Source organism: Bacillus sp. TH13 (assembly GCF_016651175.1).
In the GTDB taxonomy this organism is placed as follows: domain Bacteria; phylum Bacillota; class Bacilli; order Bacillales; family Bacillaceae_G; genus Bacillus_A; species Bacillus_A thuringiensis_S.
Window position 1 is genome coordinate 959847 of record NZ_JAEKEJ010000025.1, and the last position, 17576, is coordinate 977422.

The following is a 17576-nucleotide window of genomic DNA, read 5'->3' on the forward strand; positions in this document are numbered from 1 at the left end:
TTGGTCACCTCTTATTTACTATCTAAAAATCCTTGTAAGATTACGACTGCAGCCATCTTATCGATTACTTGTTTTCGCTTCTTACGGCTTACATCCGCTGAAATGAGTAGACGTTCCGCTGCCATCGTCGACAAACGCTCGTCCCACATTACAACGTCTAATTGTAACAGCTCTCGTAGGTTTTCTGCAAATTGTTGGCACGCTTCACCACGTGGACCAATTGTACCATTCATATTTTTAGGTAAACCTACTACTATTTTGTCCACATTGTACTGCTTTACTAACTCAGAAATACGATCAAAACCAAAGTGACCTCGTTCTTCGTTAATCTTAATTGTTTCTAATCCTTGTGCTGTCCAGCCCATTTCGTCGCTCATTGCAACTCCGACTGTTTTTGTACCTACATCTAAACCTAATATCCGCATAAACTACTCCTCACGATGATGTTTCAAGTAAGACTTCACAAGCTCTTCAATGATTTCATCACGTTCAAGCTTACGAACGATGCTTCGTGCATCTTTATGGCGAGGTATGTATGCTGGGTCTCCACTTAATAAATAACCGACGATTTGGTTAATCGGATTATAGCCTTTTTCTTGAAGTGCATCATACACAGTTAAAAGTACATCATTTACATGGACACTCTGTTTTTCATCTTGAATGCTAAACTTCATTGTTTTATCAAAACCGTCCATTTCAAGCACCTCACTTATATAGTAAGTATAGGGAGAAGAACTTCTCCTCTCCCTACCATTGTACACTACTATCTCTTTATTTTGAAACAGATTTAACGTACTCTTGTACAAATGCTAAAGCTTCTTCGACTTGAGCCGGGTTTTTACCGCCTGCTTGTGCCATATCAGGACGGCCACCACCGCCACCGCCGCAACGAGAAGCTACTTCTTTCACAAGTTTACCAGCATGGTAACCTTGGCTAATTAAGTCTTTCGTTACACCTGCTAGGATGTTTACTTTATCGTCATTAACAGATGCTAATACAACAACTGCTGACTCTAATTTATTTTTTAGATCATCCATCATCGTACGTAAGTTGTTCATATCTGCAACATTTACTTTCGCTGCTAATACATTCACACCATCAACTGTCATTACAGAATCAGTTAAGTTTCCAGCTTCGATATTGCTTAATTTCGCAGCAAGAGATTCGTTTTCTTTTTGAAGTTGTTTCACTTCAGCAAATAGACCATCAACTCTTGTTAAAATATCTTTCGGATTTGTTTTCATTTTTCCTGCTGCTTCTTTTAATAAACCTACTTGATCGTTCATTAATTCGTATGCAGACTTACCAGTTACCGCCTCAATACGACGAGTTCCTGCACCGATACCAGACTCAGCAACGATTTTGAAAATACCGATAGAAGCTGTATTATCAACGTGACAACCACCGCAAAGCTCTAAGCTGTAATCGCCAACTTGTACAACGCGTACAACATCTCCGTATTTTTCACCGAATAATGCCATTGCGCCCATTTCTTTTGCTTCTCCGATTGATTTTTGAGAAATCTCAACGTTAATACTTTCCCAAATTTTCTCGTTTACCATACGCTCAATTTTTTCTAATTCGTCAGCTTGCACTTGACCGAAGTGAGAGAAGTCAAAGCGTAGACGTTCAGAAGTTACAAGAGAACCTGCTTGATTAACATGCGTTCCAAGTACGTCTTTTAATGCTTGGTGTAGTAAGTGAGTTGCTGTATGATTTTTCACAACGCTACTACGGTTTTTCGTATCGATAACAGCTTTCACAGCTGCATCTTTCGTTAACGTGCCTTCTTCCACAGCTACTTTGTGTAAATTTTGACCATTTGGTGCTTTTTGTACGTCTTTTACAAGAACTTTCACGCCGTCAGCAAGAAGGTAACCACGGTCTGCAATTTGTCCACCGCTCTCAGCATAGAATGGTGTTACATCAAGCATTAATTGTCCTTCTTCACCAGCTTGTAAGCTGTCTGTGTATTCACCGTTTTTCACAAGTGCAACAACGTTACTTTCTGTTGCAACTGTACCGTAACCAACGAACTCACTCGCTACTTTAACTTCTCCAAGTACACCGCCTTGAACTTGCATTGAGTCAACGTCTTGACGAGCAGCACGTGCACGCTCACGTTGTTTTTCCATTTCATTTTCGAAGCCTTCTTGGTCAACTGTCATACCAGCTTCTTCTGCATATTCTTCTGTTAATTCGATTGGGAAACCGTATGTGTCATATAGACGGAACGCATCTACTCCAGAAATAACAGTTGTTTTTTCTTCTTTTGCTTTTGCAATAACTTCAGCTAAAATTGCTTCACCATCATGAAGTGTTTCATGGAAACGCTCTTCTTCGTTTTTCACAACTTTCGCAATGAAATCTTTCTTTTCAAGTACTTCTGGATAGAAGTCTTTCATTACTTCTCCAACAACCGGTACCAATTCAAACATGAATGGACGGTTAATGTTTAATTTCTTCGAATAACGAACAGCGCGGCGTAATAAACGACGTAATACATAACCACGACCTTCGTTAGATGGAAGAGCACCGTCACCAACAGCGAATGTTACTGTACGGATATGGTCAGCAATTACTTTAAATGCCATATCTTTTTCTAAATCGCCATTACGATATTTCTCACCAGAAATTGATTCTGTTGCACCAATCATCGGCATGAATAAGTCTGTATCAAAGTTCGTAGGCACATCTTGAACGATAGATGTCATACGCTCTAGACCCATCCCTGTATCAATGTTTTTCTTAGGAAGTGGTGTATATGAACCGTCTGGATTATGGTTAAATTGAGAGAATACAAGGTTCCATACTTCTAAGTAACGCTCGTTTTCTCCACCTGGATATAATTCTGGGTCACTAAAGTCATTACCGTAAGCTTCCCCGCGGTCATAGAAAATCTCTGTATTCGGTCCACTTGGTCCTTCACCAATATCCCAGAAGTTTTCTTCTAAACGGATAATACGCTCTTTTGGAACGCCCATTTTCTCATTCCAAATTGTGAATGCTTCTTCATCTTCTGGATGGATTGTAACTGATAGTAATTCTTTATCGAATCCAATCCATTTGTCGCTCGTTAAGAATTCCCAAGCCCACGTAATTGCTTCTTCTTTGAAGTAATCACCAATTGAGAAGTTTCCTAACATTTCAAAGAATGTATGGTGACGAGCTGTTTTCCCTACGTTTTCAATATCGTTTGTACGAATTGATTTTTGAGCATTTGTAATACGTGGATTTTGCGGGATTACACGTCCATCAAAATATTTTTTTAATGTAGCTACACCACTATTAATCCATAGAAGAGATGGATCTTCATGTGGAACTAGTGATGCACTAGGTTCTACTGCATGTCCTTTTTCTTGGAAAAAGTCTAAAAACATTTGACGAATTTGTGCGCCTGTTAGTTGTTTCATTGTATTTTCCTCCTTAAATATAAAAAACTCCCGTCCCTATAAAAGGGACGAGAGTTAACTCGCGATACCACCCTAATTATGAATTGATTACAAGAACAATCAATTCATCACCTCATGGTGCCGTAACGTGGCAAGACGGCAGTGATTAGCTGCTCTCAGGATTAGCTTTCTGTTACCCTTCATTTAAAGCTTCTTTCAGCCATATGGAAGCTTCTCTCTATAAATGGACTGTAACGTACTTGTTCCGTCATTGATTTAATGTATTATATGACTAAATATAATAGAATTCTCTTAAGTTTGTCAATGTAGATAATCATTTATATTGTATTAATTGCTTATTAATCATAAGTATTCTACTATTCATTCTTAACAGCCTTTTCATATATTATGCGTTTATTAACAAATCGGAATCTCCTTATAAGAATAATTTCTAAAAATTTCTAAATATTACTTTTTTTGCTATAATTAAATTATTGTTAATAAAATAAAGGGGCGATCACAATGACAACCTTACTTAGCAAAGCTAAAAACATATTAGCGACTGACGAAACGATATTATTTTACGCAGCATGTTCATTAGACATATTTATTTATCGTTCCGTCGCGAGACCAGGCCTATTGATTTTAACGGACAAAAGGCTATTCTTTTATGGACCAGATGTAAGTAACAATCCAATATTTGAAGAGTACTCTTTCGCAAAAATTTCTAATTTAAAAGAACAAAAGCGTCTTTTCAACAATCAAATTGTATTTATGTATGATAACGAATGGAAAAAAATAAAACATATTCAAACAAATGATGTGAGCTCCCTCGTTCATAAGATACACGAGCAGATTTCTAAATAAATATACGATTAGCCCTCTATTTCTTACATAGAGGGCTTCTATACTTACACATCTTCTTTTTTCAAGAGAGGCCTCACATGAACAATGACGGTGCGAATAACTGCTAAAATGGGAACCGATATTAGTAATCCTACAATCCCAGCTACCTCTCCCCCAACTAGTAAGGCAAGCATAATAATAACGGGATGCATACGAAGTGACTTACCAACGATGTAAGGCGATAAAATGTTACTCTCCACAAATTGCAAAATAGCAATCGTGATCCCCGCCTTAATAAGTAAACTCGTTGATACTGTTGCTGCAATCATTAACGTCGGGATCGCTCCTAAAATAGGACCGAAGTACGGGATTATATCCGTTACCCCAATAATAATGCCAAGCAATAATGGATATTTCATACCGATAAACCAAAAAGAAAGAGCTGATACTCCCCCTAATACTAAACAAACAAATAACTGTCCTCGAATATAACTTCCAAGTGACTTATCAATTTCTTTCGCAAGCATTTGCCCCGTACCTCGCCATTTACTTGGGACTAGTTTCCAAAAGATATGATAAAACTCACCATAATCTTTTAATATGTAAAATACAATGAACGGTATTAAGAAAATAATAAGCAATGAATCGAGTACACCACGAGCTGTACTCATCACTTTATTTAAAAGCGCTTGAATCTTCGTTTCCACACCCACAAAAAGTTGTTTCACCTTTTCATGAATGAACGAAGGGAAATTCGCTGTTTGTTCTGTAACGCCATCCATCCACGAATCGTACATTTTTGTAAACTGCGGAAATTGTTCATTAATCTCTTGTAGCTGTTTAATAACGACTGGCGTTCCTTTATAAATCCCATAACCAATTCCGCCAAAGAAAAGGATATAAATGAGCAAAATGGCAAGTGTACGGGGCATCCCTTCCTTATGGATTTTTTCAATTAAAGGGTGCAATAAATACGCAATAAAACAAGCGATAAGAAATGGCGTGATTGCTACTTTAAATACAAAAATAATTGGTGCCCATAGTGGCTTAATTTTTAAAAAGACGAGCAAACAAAGAAAAACAAGTAACAATAATCCTAAACGATATATCCAAATGATTTTAAGATTCTTCACATGAAAAACCTCCTCCACCTTTATTTTGAAAATAAATGGGGTAGGTTATGTGCGAAACTTTTAAAATCTTTTCATACGGACCATACTGTTTTTTAAAGACGTACATATAAATAACATAATAAGGACAACCACCCCTGAGAATACAGCATGAATTAATATAATCAGGAGGGCTAATTATGGTTTTGTTTATGCTTGGATTATCAACACTTTTTATGATTCTTGAATGGATTTGTATCGGGTTTGGTATTTGGAAGGGGTTCTTTATTCGTTCCTCACGTAAAGAAAAAGCGAAGCAATTATGGCAGTATGGAATACTCGGCGTTGGCTGCTACGGTCTATCTTATCTTTTCTCAGAAATCGGACTTTTTTATTTGCATATGAGCGCATAAAAAAACTCCCTCGTCAATAAGGGAGTTTTTCACTTTATCGAAATGATTATAAGTAAGACTTAATCATCTTACGTGCTTTTTTCATATTGCGTTTTGAAAATACATCTTGCTTACGAGCATATTGATATGCTGCAGCTCCAACACCTAATGCGATTAATGAATTGCGTAGATTCAAAGTAAATCCCCCTTTTCGTTATCCGATCGTTCTTTCATTCTCATCAAATAAATCATCAAGAGAGCTTAATGAACCATCTTCCTCAACTTGATGTGTATGGATTTTCCCCTTTGAAACCGATAATTCGATATAACAATTCCAGCAATAAAATTGGTTGACACCTATTTTTCCAATGTCTTTCCCTTTGCAATTTGGACAAATGAACATATGGCTTTCATCTCCTTACAGACTCCCAGATTCTATTCGCCATTATGTCCAAACTGCATTCGTTTATACATTGCTGGAGCCTTTCAACGCTATGCGTTTGAAAGTTTCACTATATAATTTCACCTTGTTACATGAAATCATACGGTGAAATGTTTTCCACGTCCATTTCTTCGCCATTAACTGTGACCATCTGTACTTCTCCTTGTGATTCCTGCAAGCGACTAGCCAAAGTTGTTTGACGCATTGCATCATCAAGCCGATTTACACCAGATTTGAAAGCTGCTTCCTCCCCGCAAATAATAAGGAACTTCTTACTTCTTGTAATGCCCGTGTAAATTAAATTACGACGTAACATACGGTTGTAACTTTTCACGATCGGCATAATAACAATCGGAAATTCACTACCTTGTGATTTATGAATGGAACAACAATATGCATGCGTAATTTGATTTAAATCGGGCTTTGTATACGTTACCTCAATTCCATCAAATGAAACGATAATTATATCTTGTTGCTCAACGTTTTCTTTCGCATAAAACACCGAAACAATTTCTCCAATATCACCATTAAACACTTGGCTCTCTGGCTGATTAACGAGTTGCAGTACTTTATCGCCTCTTCGGTATACAACATCACCGTAAGCAATTTCTTTACTCTTTTCCCTCTTCGGATTAAATACTTGTTGCAATGCTTCGTTTAATACATTAATACCAGCAGGCCCGCGGTACATCGGTGCTAATACTTGGACATCCCTTGCACTAAATCCTTTTGTTTTAGCATTTTCGCAAACTTTTTTCACAACCTCAACAATTTGAGCCCCTGTACAGCTGATAAATGAACGATCTTTTTTATTTTGTGCTAAATCTGGCGGGAGCGTGCCGTCTTTGATTGCATGGGCAAGTTGAATAACAGATGAGCCTTCTGCTTGACGATAAATTTCAGTAAGCTTCACTGTCGGAACTGCGCCTGCATTTAATAAATCTTTTAATACTTGTCCAGGTCCTACAGATGGCAACTGATCTTCATCACCTACAACGATAACTTGAATGTTCGTCGGTAGCGACTTAAATAGCTGATTTGCAAGCCAAATATCAACCATTGAAAATTCATCAATAATAAGGAGCTTACCTTGGACAGGATCCGTTTCATTACGCTGGAAAGATCCTTCTGGCGTCCAGCCAAGCAAACGGTGAATTGTGCAAGCTGGAAGTCCTGTCGATTCACTCATCCGCTTCGCTGCTCTTCCTGTTGGAGCTGTTAATAGTATTGGAAATGGATTATCATCACTATATTCATTCAGATTTAACGATAATCCGTGCAATGATGCATACATTTCAACAATCCCTTTAATAACAGTTGTTTTCCCCGTTCCTGGTCCACCTGTTAATAACATCATCGGCTTATGAAGTGCCGTTTGAATCGCTTCTTGCTGAAACGGTGCATACTGCACGTTTAGCTGTTCTTCAATTTCACCTAATGTTTTTAACACCTCGGCTTCAGGAAATGAAGGTGTTTCTTCTTGGTTCATAAGCCTGCGAATGGACTTTACAACGCCTTTTTCAGAGTAGAACAACGAGGCCAAATATACTCGTTCTTCTTCTATGATAACTTTCCCTTCACTTTGCATCATTTCAATACAACCTATAATATCTTCCTCTGTCACTCTTCCTTCTTGGTTATTCAAAAGTGACATCGTTTCTCTTACAAGTTGATCCTTCCCCATATAAACGTGGCCAAGTTGTAATGATACATTTTCTAACGTATAAAAACATCCCGCACGTACACGATCATCATGATTACCCGATATCCCTAACGCACGTCCTATATCATCCGCTCTTCCAAATCCAATCCCGTCCACTTCTTCAATAAGCTGATATGGGTTATTACGAATCACTTCTAATGTCATCTCTTTATATTGCTGGTAAATCTTAATAGACAGTTTCGTTCCAAAACCGTAACCATTTAAAAAGCTCATTACTTTCTCTAATCCTTGATGTTCAACAATTGTCTCATATATTTCCTGAGATTTTTGTTTGTTAACAACACCATTTAGCGCCTCAGGGTCATCCATAATTTTAGAAATAGCATGTTCCCCGAGATGGTCCACAATTTTTTCAGCTGTACGCTTTCCTATCCCTTTAAATAAATCACTCGCTAAATATTGCACCATACCTGCTTTTGTTTGCGGCAATTCTTTTTTAAATGTTTCAACCAAATATTGTTTTCCATACTTTGGATGGTCCTTAAAGTGACCTGTCAATGTAAACACTTCATCTTCATGCATGCGGGGAAAATGACCGTTTATCATTACTTTCTTTTCGTCATATGTTTCATTCGTTTCAATGACTTTCATACTGACAACGGAATAGAGGTTTTCTTCGTTGTGGAAAATGGTATGAAGAACTTGCGCTTTTATAAACTTTTTCTCTTCCTCAAACAAATCCATTGCATGTTGATTTCCCATCTTGCCTCTCCTTTCCGATATTTTCACTTTAATGAGCAGTACATCCCCCACCTCTTTAGATGAGAGATAACTACCCATTAACTATATTTTCACCTTATTCAACTTCTTGCTCTAATAAACGAACACCATTACCAGCTAAAAAGTGATCTGGCTGAATTTCAGTTGCTCTCTTAAATAAAGCAAGAGCCTTCTCATTATTTTCCTCAAATACGTACGCAACACCTAAATTGTAATACGCATCTGCATGCTCTTCATCCATTTCTAATACCTTTTCAAAATAAGGTTTCGCCTCTGGAATGTGTTCTAGTCGCGCGAAGCAAAGTCCGCACTGGAATACAGCTTCTACATCGTTTTCATCTAATTCTGTTGCTCTTTGTAAGAATGGTAGTGCAAGACGATCATTTCCAAGCTGTACATGTGTGATACCTAACATAAATGTTACATCAGCTGATTGTAATCCAGCTTGCATTGCTTGTTCAAATACAACTTTCGCCTCAGTAAATTGCTCTTGGCCATAATATACATTTCCTAAACCATAATAGGCAGCTGCAGATTTATCATCTAACTCTAGTGCACGTTTATAAAATAAAATCGCTCGCTCGCTATCACCTAATACGTCTAATAAATTTGCAAAATTAATGTATCCAAGCGCATCTTTCGGATTTTCTTCGATTGCTTCTGTAAAATTTTTAGCTGCTTCTTCCCAATTTCCTTCTTGCATATATTGAATACCTGTTTCAAGTTTGTTTGACATGTCCTTCACCTCTACAACAAATTATAACAAAGAATGTATTTTCCAAGCGAACGAAAATTCGCTTTATGTAAAAGAAACCTCTAACCGCTAATCGGCAGAGGCTTCTCATTTATCCTAAATAATCCAATTTCTTAGCACTACGGTATACTTCATCAATTGTAGCACCGCCTAAGCACTCATCTCCATCATAGAAAACAACTGCTTGTCCTGGTGTAATTGCACGAATTGGCTCATCACAAAGAATACGAACTGTATTTTCATCAACGATTTGAACCGTTACTTTATTATCTTCTTGACGATAACGGAATTTCGCCGTGCACTTAAATTCTGTTTCTTTTGCTTTGTTACTTACCCATCCTACATTGGTAGCAATAACTTCATCACCATATAGAAGTTCGTTATGGAATCCTTGATCAACATATAAAATGTTTTCTTTTAGGTTTTTCCCAACAGCAAACCATGGATCACCGTTACCACCAATTCCAAGTCCATGACGTTGTCCAATTGTATAATACATTAAACCGTCATGCTTCCCTTTCACTTCACCAGATAATGTTTGCATCACACCTGGTTGCGCTGGTAAGTAGTTACTTAAGAAATCTTTAAAGTTACGCTCACCAATGAAGCAAATGCCTGTACTATCTTTTTTCGCCGCTGTCGCTAAGCCAGCTTCTTTCGCCATTTCACGAATTTGCGGTTTCTTTAATTCACCTAACGGGAACATTGTTTTTGATAATTGCTCTTGGCTTAATTGATTTAAGAAGTACGTTTGATCTTTATTGTCATCAACGCCGCGAAGCATTTTATATTCGCCGTCCATATAAGCAACGCGTGCATAATGGCCTGTTGCTACATAATCAGCACCAAGCGCAATTGCATGCTCTAAAAATGCTTTAAATTTAATTTCTTTATTACACATTACATCTGGATTTGGTGTACGACCAGCTCGGTACTCATCCAAGAAGTACGTAAATACTTTATCCCAGTATTGTTTTTCAAAGTTTACTGCATAATACGGAATACCGATTTGGTTACACACTTCAATTACATCATTGTAATCTTCAGTTGCTGTACAGACACCATTCTCATCTGTATCATCCCAGTTTTTCATAAAAATTCCGATTACATCATAACCTTGCTCTTTTAATAAAAGTGCTGCTACAGATGAATCGACGCCACCGGACATACCGATGACAACGCGTGTTTCGTGAGGTAGTTTGTTCATCATGTCACCTCCCATACTAATTTTGTGTTAATCGCTTCACGATTTTCACTGTTTCGTACGCCGCTTTTTCAATTTGCTCTTTCGTATTTCCAAGTCCAAAACTAAAGCGTACGGATGAACGTATTTGATCGGAGTCTTTTCCAAACATCGCTACTAATACATGTGATGGATCAATCGAACCAGCTGTACAAGCAGAACCACTTGATACTGCAATGCCAGCTAGGTCTAAGTTCACAAGGAACGGTTCAATGTTCATTCCTGTAAAACTTACATTGAGCACATGCGGTAAGTGATGTTCTAAGTTTCCGTTTACCTCGAAAGTAATGCCTTCATTTTTGAAGACAGATACCATTATATCTTTAAACTCTTCATATTGGGCATTTTTTTGCTCACGAGTTTTTTCAGCAATAAGAATTGCATGCTGAAGCCCAGCAATACTAGGCACATTTTCCGTACCAGCACGGCGTTTTCTTTCTTGCTCTCCGCCTATTAATAACGGCTCAAATTTCACATTTGCACCAGCGTATAAGAACCCTACACCTTTTGGTCCGTTAATTTTATGGGCTGAAATGGATAATAAATCAATACCAAACTCTTTCACATCAATTTCTACCAAACCGTAAGCTTGTACCGCATCTGTATGGAAATAAGCTTGATGCTCCTTCAGCAGCTTTCCTATTTCCACAATTGGTTGCATTGTCCCTACTTCATTATTCCCAAACATAACAGATACAAGAATCGTCTCTTCGGTTAATGCCTTTTGTATGTCAGAAACTTGAATGCGCCCTGTTTCATCGACAGGTAAATATGTCACTTCAAACCCTTCACGCTCTAACAATTCGCACGTATGCAAAATCGCATGATGTTCAATTTGCGTCGTTATAATGTGGTTACCTTTATGACGGTTCGCACGTGCTACACCTATAAGCGCTAAATTATCAGCTTCTGTACCACCGCTCGTAAATATAATTTCATTCGGATTCGCATGAATACTGCGTGCACACACTCGTCTCGCCTCATCTACTGTGTGACGAGTTTGACGTCCGTAAAAGTGAATACTAGACGGGTTCCCGAATATTTCTGTCATATATGGAATCATCTTTTCGACCACTTCTGGGTGAGTCGGAGATGTCGCAGCATGATCTAAGTAAATGCGTTCCATTAAATCTCCTTCTTTCCAAATCGTTTCACAAGGAATTAAATGTAAAACATATAGCCCCCGTGATTTTCTTCCTCATAACGTACTAAATCTTCTAACGTTGTACTATCTAACACTTCTTGCACCGCATCACGAACACGCATCCATAACTGGCGCTGTGCTGGCTCTTCTTCTTCTATCATTTCTACAACACTAATCGGTCCCTCTAATACACGGATTACATCCCCAGCTGTAATGTTAGCTGGTTGATCAGATAATACATATCCACCATATGCACCTCGCGTACTCTTTACAAGACGAGCGTTACGAAGTGGTGAAATTAATTGCTCTAAGTAATGCTCGGATAAGTCATGCGCCTGCGCAATTGATTTTAATGAAATTGGACCTTCACCAAACTTTTTTGCAAGATCGATCATAATTGTTAAGCCATAGCGGCCCTTTGTTGAAATCTTCATCTATTTTGCACCTCTTTTCAAATTTTCACTTCTATTGGTTATATCTTATTTATAAAAAGAACACAATTTAAAATCCTATGAAATTATAGCATAATATAGTATTATAAGAAATTTCAACTTGTGTATCAAAATGATAACATAAAATCACATTGAAAAACTCGGAAATTATTACAATTGAAAGAAAAATGAAAATATTCACCTTCATTTTTCCCATAAAACAACATCCTATTTCAAACTCCGTAGAAAAAAATGATACGATAGAACGAGATTATATATTAAGGGAGACGGTCTAAATGAAACAACCACTCGCACATCGAATGCGCCCTAAAAATATTCAAGAAATTATTGGGCAACAGCATTTAGTTGGTGAAGGAAAGATTTTATGGCGAATGGTCCAAGCAAATCATTTTCAATCTATGATTTTATACGGTCCTCCAGGTACAGGAAAAACATCCATTGCCAGTGCAATTGCAGGAAGTACCGGTACCCCGTTTCGTCTATTAAACGCTGTTACTCACAATAAAAAAGATATGGAAGTTGTCGTACAAGAAGCGAAGATGCATCGACACCTCGTTTTAATTTTAGATGAAGTTCACCGTCTAGATAAAGCAAAACAAGACTTTCTATTACCTCATTTAGAAAGCGGACTTCTTACTTTAATTGGTGCAACGACAAGTAATCCATTCCATGCAATAAACTCCGCTATTCGAAGCAGATGTCAAATTTTCGAATTACACGCACTAACAGAAGATGATATTTTAATTGGGTTAAAAAGAGCTTTAGAAGATAAAGAAAAAGGCCTTGGAAAATATGCTGTAACGGTAACGGATGAAGCACTACATCACTTTGCAAACGCCTCTGGTGGTGATATGCGTTCCGCTTATAACGCACTTGAGCTTGCTGTATTATCCAGCTTTACTACAGACGATCAAGCGGCTGAAATCACACTCGAGATTGCAGAAGAATGCTTACAAAAGAAGAGCTTCGTTCACGACAAAGGCGGCGATGCTCATTATGACGTATTATCAGCATTTCAAAAATCAGTGCGCGGAAGTGATGTAAATGCAGCGCTCCATTATTTAGCACGCCTTATTGAAGCAGGTGATTTACAAAGTATTGGCAGACGCCTTCTTATTATGGCTTATGAAGATATTGGACTTGCTAGCCCACAAGCTGGACCGCGTACACTAGCTGCAATTGAATCAGCTGAACGAGTCGGATTCCCAGAAGCACGCATCCCACTTGCAAATGCCGTTATCGAGCTATGCTTATCACCAAAATCAAATTCAGCTTATAAAGCACTTGATGCTGCATTACACGATTTACGTAACGGTCAAACAGGTGACATTCCAAGCCATTTAAAAGATAGTCATTACAAAGGCGCAGAATCACTTGGAAGAGGCATTGGATATTTATATCCACACGACCATCCAAACGGCTGGATAAGGCAACAATACTTACCTGATAAAATAAAAAACAAGCAATATTATAAACCGAAAACGACAGGAAAATTTGAGCAAGCACTTTCTACTGTTTATGAAAGATTACAAACTTCGAATAAAACGAAAAATAAAGGGTAACATAAACGAAAACGTCACCATTATGGAGGCTTCGCTTATGAAAACACGTCAAGATGCATGGACAAAAGAAGATGATCTCCTTTTAGCAGAAACTGTTTTACGACATATTCGCAGCGGAAGTACACAAATAAAAGCATTTGATGAAGTCGGCGATGCGTTGAACCGCACTTCAGCAGCTTGTGGCTTTAGATGGAATGCTGAAGTACGAGCGAATTACGAAGATGCAGTGCAGATTGCAAAAAAACAACGTAAAGAATTAAAGCGTTCTGAAGCTAAAATAGAAAAAAATCAGTTCACGAAAACGAAACAACTCGTAATCGATGCTGAGTTTTCAGAAGATATTACGCCAAGTAAACAGGAACTTACAATGCAAAATGTCATCTCATTTTTGCAAAACATGGAACATAATAACCCTTCAATCGAAAAGTTGCAAACTGAAAATGATGTATTACAAGATCAGCTCACTTCCCTACAAAAAACGAATAATGAACTTGAAGCAAAATTAGCGGTACTCACAAAAAAACAACAAGCAATCGAAGAAGATTACGCAATGCTTGTTAGAATTATGGATCGTGCTCGAAAACTTGTTTCAGTCGAAGAGCAAGAAGATCAAATTGCCCCGATTTTCAAAACCGATCAAAACGGGAATTTAGATATTATTTATTCTGCAGAGAATTAAAAACAAGGATGTCACTTTTTTAACTAAGTGACATCCTTGTTTGTTTTCGGTGAACCATATATATCGGTAAATGAAATTATACCAACGATTTTTCGAATATATCTATCACAACTTGCAATATATCAACGATTCGACAAAGGATATCGATTTAACAACAAAGATTGACAATAACATTCCTCCCTGTCATACAAAGAAACGCCCAAAATAGATTGGGTAAATATAATCATTACTTACTAGCCTTGCTCACATTTGAACTAGTAGTAATGCAAATATCTATATTTCTTTAATACATATAAAAAAGCATATATCCAAAATGGATATATGCTTTCACTTTATTCTTGCCCCACACGTTTCACTTCTACGTTTTTAATACGTTCACGTACAACGTGACTTGCCATAATTAAGCCTGCCACAGATGGTACGAATGCATTTGATGAAGGTGGTAATTTCGCTTTACGAATTTTCGCATTTTCGTCTGGTACGATCTCTTTACGTACTTCTTCACGAATTACGATTGGATTTTCGTCAGAGAAGACAACTTTTACACCTTTTTTAATACCCTCTTTACGAAGCTTCGTACGAATTACTTTCGCAATTGGATCTGTATGTGTTTTAGAGATATCCGCAATACGGAAACGAGTTGGGTCCATTTTATTTGCAGCACCCATACAAGAGATAATTTTAATTTTACGACGTAAACATTGTTTAATTAAATGGATTTTGAACGTAATTGTATCAGATGCATCTACTACGAAATCTAAACCGTGTTTAAAGAACTCTTCATATGTTTCATCTGTATAAAACATTTCTAGTCCAATTACTTCACACTCTGGATTAATGTCTGCAATACGCTCTTTCATTAATTCTACTTTTGAACGTCCAACAGTAGATACTAAAGCATGAATTTGACGGTTTACGTTTGTAATATCTACAACGTCTTTATCAACTAATACGAGACGCCCTACGCCAGAACGTGCTAACGCTTCTGCCGAAAATGACCCTACGCCGCCAATTCCTAAAATACCAACTGTACTATTTTTTAATATTTCAAGTCCTTCTTTACCGAAGGCTAATTCATTACGTGAAAATTGATGTAACATTCAGCTCTACACTCCTATTACAAAAATGGTCTACCATGTATTCTAGCGTTTTTCCGACTATTTGTATAGAAAAAGTTATAGAATTCCTAAAAATACATATTTCGAAAATGAAAACATAGTGTACACCGGACTAGCATAAGTAACGACGAAATGCGACCTCCATCTGAACCGGACTTTTTTAAACTTCCTCTCAAAAAAAGCCTAGACGGTTATAGTATAACCATCTAGACCCTATTCTTACTTCTCTTCTTTCAAGCTTAATTTTAAGTTCAGTTCTTCAAGCTGCGCTTCTGCAACTGGGCTTGGAGCTTCTGTTAATAAGCAGCTTGCGCTTGCTGTTTTCGGGAATGCAATTGTATCACGAAGGTTCGTACGGCCTGCAAGTAACATAACAAGACGGTCTAAACCTAATGCGATTCCGCCGTGTGGTGGTGTACCGTATTCGAATGCTTCTAATAAGAATCCGAATTGCTCTTGCGCTTCTTCTTGTGAGAATCCAAGTGCTTTGAACATTTTTTCTTGTACGTCACGCTCGTAAATACGAAGTGATCCGCCACCAAGCTCATAACCGTTTAATACAAGGTCATATGCTTGTGCACGCGCTTTTTCTGGTGTTGTTTCTAGTAGCTCAACGTCTTCACGGAATGGCATTGTGAATGGGTGGTGAGCTGCGAAGTAACGATCTGCATCTTCATCGTACTCAAGAAGTGGCCAATCAGTTACCCACAGGAAGTTAAATTTACTTTCGTCAATTAACTCAAGCTCTTTACCTAGACGTAAACGAAGTGCGCCTAAGCTATCTGCAACAACGCTCTTCTTATCTGCTACGAATAGTAATAAGTCACCAGCAGTAGCTTCTAATGTACTCATTAACACGTTTGCATCTTCTTCACCGAAGAATTTCGCAATCGGTCCTTTTAGGCCGTCTTCTTCAACTTTAAGCCAAGCTAGACCTTTTGCACCGTATACTTTCACGAATTCAGTTAATGCATCGATGTCTTTACGAGAGTATTTGCTTGCAGCACCTTTTGCATTAATTGCTTTTACTTGTCCGCCGCTTTCTACAGCACTTGTAAACACTTTAAAGCCACAACCTGCTGCAAACTCAGATAAGTCTGTTAGTTCCATTTCAAAGCGTGTATCTGGCTTATCAGAACCGTAGCGAGCCATTGCATCAGCATATTTCATACGAGGGAATGGTGCACTAACTTCTACACCTTTTGCATCCTTCATAACTTTCTTCATCATACGCTCCATCATATCTAAAATTTCATCTTGTGTTAAGAATGAAGCTTCGATATCGATTTGCGTGAATTCTGGTTGACGGTCCGCACGTAAATCTTCGTCACGGAAACAACGTGCTACTTGATAGTAACGCTCAAATCCGCCGACCATAAGAAGCTGTTTAAATAACTGTGGTGACTGTGGTAATGCATAGAATTCACCATCATGTACACGACTTGGTACTAAATAGTCACGAGCTCCTTCTGGCGTGCTTTTCGTTAAAATTGGTGTTTCGACTTCTAAAAACTCTTCTGTATCTAAGAAATTACGAATTGTTTTTGTTACGTCGTGACGCATTTTGAATGTGTTGAACATTACAGGACGACGTAAGTCTAAATAACGATATTTTAAACGCACATCTTCTGATGCATCTGTATCATCAGCAATGATAATTGGCGTTGTTTTCGCTGCATTTAGTACATTTACTTTTGTTGCTTGTACTTCAATACGACCAGTTGCCATATTGTCATTAATTGCGCCTTCACCACGTTCAACAACTGTACCTTCTACGTGTAATACGTATTCACTACGAATTGTTTCTGCTACTTCTAACGCTTCTTTTGATGTTTCTGGGTTAAATACAACTTGTACGATACCTGTACGGTCACGTAAATCGATAAAGATTAATCCACCTAAGTCACGGCGTTTTTGTACCCAACCTTTTAATTGAACTGTTTGTCCAACAGCTTCTACTGTTACTTTTCCACATGCATGTGTTCTTTCAGCCACTGTA

At 37.8% G+C, this 17576-nt stretch carries 17 protein-coding genes and 1 other annotated feature; of the genes, 4 read left to right on the plus strand and 13 right to left on the minus strand.

Features of this window, described 5'->3' with window-relative positions; all coding sequences use genetic code 11:
• Window positions 1-11 precede the first annotated feature (11 nt).
• The 3 genes from ruvX to alaS all read right to left on the minus strand — a co-directional run bounded on the left by ruvX (window position 12) and on the right by alaS (window position 3414).
• Window positions 12-425, minus strand: coding sequence for a Holliday junction resolvase RuvX (ruvX, locus tag JFU02_RS13250; protein WP_001221202.1), 414 nt, complete (start codon window positions 423-425; stop codon window positions 12-14).
• 3 nt (window positions 426-428) lie between these two features.
• On the minus strand, window positions 429-695 hold the full coding sequence (locus JFU02_RS13255) for an IreB family regulatory phosphoprotein (protein ID WP_000348591.1): 267 nt from the start codon (window positions 693-695) through the stop codon (window positions 429-431).
• 76 nt (window positions 696-771) lie between these two features.
• The gene (alaS, locus tag JFU02_RS13260; protein WP_000811810.1) at window positions 772-3414 is read right to left on the minus strand and encodes an alanine--tRNA ligase; all 2643 of its coding nucleotides are present in this window, start codon (window positions 3412-3414) and stop codon (window positions 772-774) included.
• A gap of 40 nt (window positions 3415-3454) precedes the next feature.
• Window positions 3455-3674, minus strand: a binding site (T-box leader).
• A 241-nt stretch (window positions 3675-3915) separates the two neighbouring features.
• Here alaS and JFU02_RS13265 point away from each other — a divergent pair.
• On the plus strand, window positions 3916-4260 hold the full coding sequence (locus JFU02_RS13265) for a PH domain-containing protein (protein ID WP_086407254.1): 345 nt from the start codon (window positions 3916-3918) through the stop codon (window positions 4258-4260).
• 44 nt (window positions 4261-4304) lie between these two features.
• Here JFU02_RS13265 and JFU02_RS13270 read toward each other — a convergent pair whose 3' ends face one another.
• Window positions 4305-5372: an AI-2E family transporter gene (locus JFU02_RS13270; protein WP_000793128.1), complete on the minus strand. Its 1068-nt coding sequence runs from the start codon at window positions 5370-5372 to the stop codon at window positions 4305-4307.
• 176 nt (window positions 5373-5548) lie between these two features.
• Between JFU02_RS13270 and JFU02_RS13275 the strand changes: the two genes are divergently transcribed.
• Window positions 5549-5761, plus strand: a complete 213-nt coding sequence (locus tag JFU02_RS13275) for a hypothetical protein (protein WP_000242540.1) — start codon at window positions 5549-5551, stop codon at window positions 5759-5761.
• Window positions 5762-5807: 46 nt separating this feature from the next.
• Here JFU02_RS13275 and JFU02_RS13280 read toward each other — a convergent pair whose 3' ends face one another.
• The 7 genes from JFU02_RS13280 to cymR form a co-directional block, all read right to left on the minus strand.
• The gene (locus JFU02_RS13280; protein WP_001053553.1) at window positions 5808-5936 is read right to left on the minus strand and encodes a YrzQ family protein; all 129 of its coding nucleotides are present in this window, start codon (window positions 5934-5936) and stop codon (window positions 5808-5810) included.
• Window positions 5937-5954: 18 nt separating this feature from the next.
• Window positions 5955-6143, minus strand: a complete 189-nt coding sequence (locus tag JFU02_RS13285; RefSeq protein ID WP_000469281.1) for a hypothetical protein — start codon at window positions 6141-6143, stop codon at window positions 5955-5957.
• A gap of 127 nt (window positions 6144-6270) precedes the next feature.
• The gene (recD2, locus tag JFU02_RS13290) at window positions 6271-8607 is read right to left on the minus strand and encodes an SF1B family DNA helicase RecD2 (protein WP_086407255.1); all 2337 of its coding nucleotides are present in this window, start codon (window positions 8605-8607) and stop codon (window positions 6271-6273) included.
• Window positions 8608-8701: 94 nt separating this feature from the next.
• Window positions 8702-9361 (minus strand): tetratricopeptide repeat protein, encoded by a 660-nt coding sequence (locus tag JFU02_RS13295; RefSeq protein ID WP_000066410.1) that lies wholly within the window; start codon window positions 9359-9361, stop codon window positions 8702-8704.
• A gap of 109 nt (window positions 9362-9470) precedes the next feature.
• A complete protein-coding gene (gene mnmA / locus JFU02_RS13300) occupies window positions 9471-10586 on the minus strand; it encodes a tRNA 2-thiouridine(34) synthase MnmA (protein ID WP_001038009.1) in 1116 nt (371 codons plus the stop codon).
• A gap of 16 nt (window positions 10587-10602) precedes the next feature.
• On the minus strand, window positions 10603-11748 hold the full coding sequence (locus JFU02_RS13305; RefSeq protein ID WP_000439890.1) for a cysteine desulfurase family protein: 1146 nt from the start codon (window positions 11746-11748) through the stop codon (window positions 10603-10605).
• 35 nt (window positions 11749-11783) lie between these two features.
• Window positions 11784-12200, minus strand: coding sequence for a cysteine metabolism transcriptional regulator CymR (cymR, locus tag JFU02_RS13310; protein ID WP_000704116.1), 417 nt, complete (start codon window positions 12198-12200; stop codon window positions 11784-11786).
• Between the two features lie 293 nt (window positions 12201-12493).
• On the opposite strand from cymR, the gene JFU02_RS13315 reads away from it, so the two are divergent.
• Together JFU02_RS13315 and JFU02_RS13320 are read left to right on the plus strand one after the other, a co-directional pair.
• Entirely contained in the window at window positions 12494-13780 is a 1287-nt protein-coding gene (locus JFU02_RS13315) for a replication-associated recombination protein A (RefSeq protein ID WP_061666269.1), read from the plus strand.
• 37 nt (window positions 13781-13817) lie between these two features.
• On the plus strand, window positions 13818-14459 hold the full coding sequence (locus JFU02_RS13320; RefSeq protein WP_000857698.1) for an RsfA family transcriptional regulator: 642 nt from the start codon (window positions 13818-13820) through the stop codon (window positions 14457-14459).
• 332 nt (window positions 14460-14791) lie between these two features.
• On the opposite strand, the gene JFU02_RS13325 is transcribed toward JFU02_RS13320, so the two are convergent.
• Complete coding sequence (locus tag JFU02_RS13325) at window positions 14792-15559, minus strand: tRNA threonylcarbamoyladenosine dehydratase (RefSeq protein ID WP_000903182.1); 768 nt, start codon at window positions 15557-15559, stop codon at window positions 14792-14794.
• A 237-nt stretch (window positions 15560-15796) separates the two neighbouring features.
• Window positions 15797-17572: an aspartate--tRNA ligase gene (gene aspS, locus JFU02_RS13330; RefSeq protein ID WP_201071122.1), complete on the minus strand. Its 1776-nt coding sequence runs from the start codon at window positions 17570-17572 to the stop codon at window positions 15797-15799.
• Between the last annotated feature and the right edge of the window lie 4 nt (window positions 17573-17576).

Excerpts from the sequence above, each read along its gene's own strand:
- ruvX (WP_001221202.1), bottom strand. The coding sequence starts at position 425 with ATGCGGATATTAGGTTTAGATGTAGGTACAAAAACAGTCGGAGTTGCA.
- JFU02_RS13320 (WP_000857698.1), top strand. The coding sequence starts at position 13,818 with ATGAAAACACGTCAAGATGCATGGACAAAAGAAGATGATCTCCTTTTA.
- cymR (WP_000704116.1), bottom strand. The coding sequence starts at position 12,200 with ATGAAGATTTCAACAAAGGGCCGCTATGGCTTAACAATTATGATCGAT.
- mnmA (WP_001038009.1), bottom strand. The coding sequence starts at position 10,586 with ATGAACAAACTACCTCACGAAACACGCGTTGTCATCGGTATGTCCGGT.
- recD2 (WP_086407255.1), bottom strand. The coding sequence starts at position 8,607 with ATGGGAAATCAACATGCAATGGATTTGTTTGAGGAAGAGAAAAAGTTT.
- JFU02_RS13275 (WP_000242540.1), top strand. The coding sequence starts at position 5,549 with ATGGTTTTGTTTATGCTTGGATTATCAACACTTTTTATGATTCTTGAA.
- JFU02_RS13255 (WP_000348591.1), bottom strand. The coding sequence starts at position 695 with ATGGACGGTTTTGATAAAACAATGAAGTTTAGCATTCAAGATGAAAAA.
- JFU02_RS13315 (WP_061666269.1), top strand. The coding sequence starts at position 12,494 with ATGAAACAACCACTCGCACATCGAATGCGCCCTAAAAATATTCAAGAA.
- JFU02_RS13325 (WP_000903182.1), bottom strand. The coding sequence starts at position 15,559 with ATGTTACATCAATTTTCACGTAATGAATTAGCCTTCGGTAAAGAAGGA.
- JFU02_RS13285 (WP_000469281.1), bottom strand. The coding sequence starts at position 6,143 with ATGTTCATTTGTCCAAATTGCAAAGGGAAAGACATTGGAAAAATAGGT.
- alaS (WP_000811810.1), bottom strand. The coding sequence starts at position 3,414 with ATGAAACAACTAACAGGCGCACAAATTCGTCAAATGTTTTTAGACTTT.
- JFU02_RS13305 (WP_000439890.1), bottom strand. The coding sequence starts at position 11,748 with ATGGAACGCATTTACTTAGATCATGCTGCGACATCTCCGACTCACCCA.
- JFU02_RS13295 (WP_000066410.1), bottom strand. The coding sequence starts at position 9,361 with ATGTCAAACAAACTTGAAACAGGTATTCAATATATGCAAGAAGGAAAT.
- JFU02_RS13265 (WP_086407254.1), top strand. The coding sequence starts at position 3,916 with ATGACAACCTTACTTAGCAAAGCTAAAAACATATTAGCGACTGACGAA.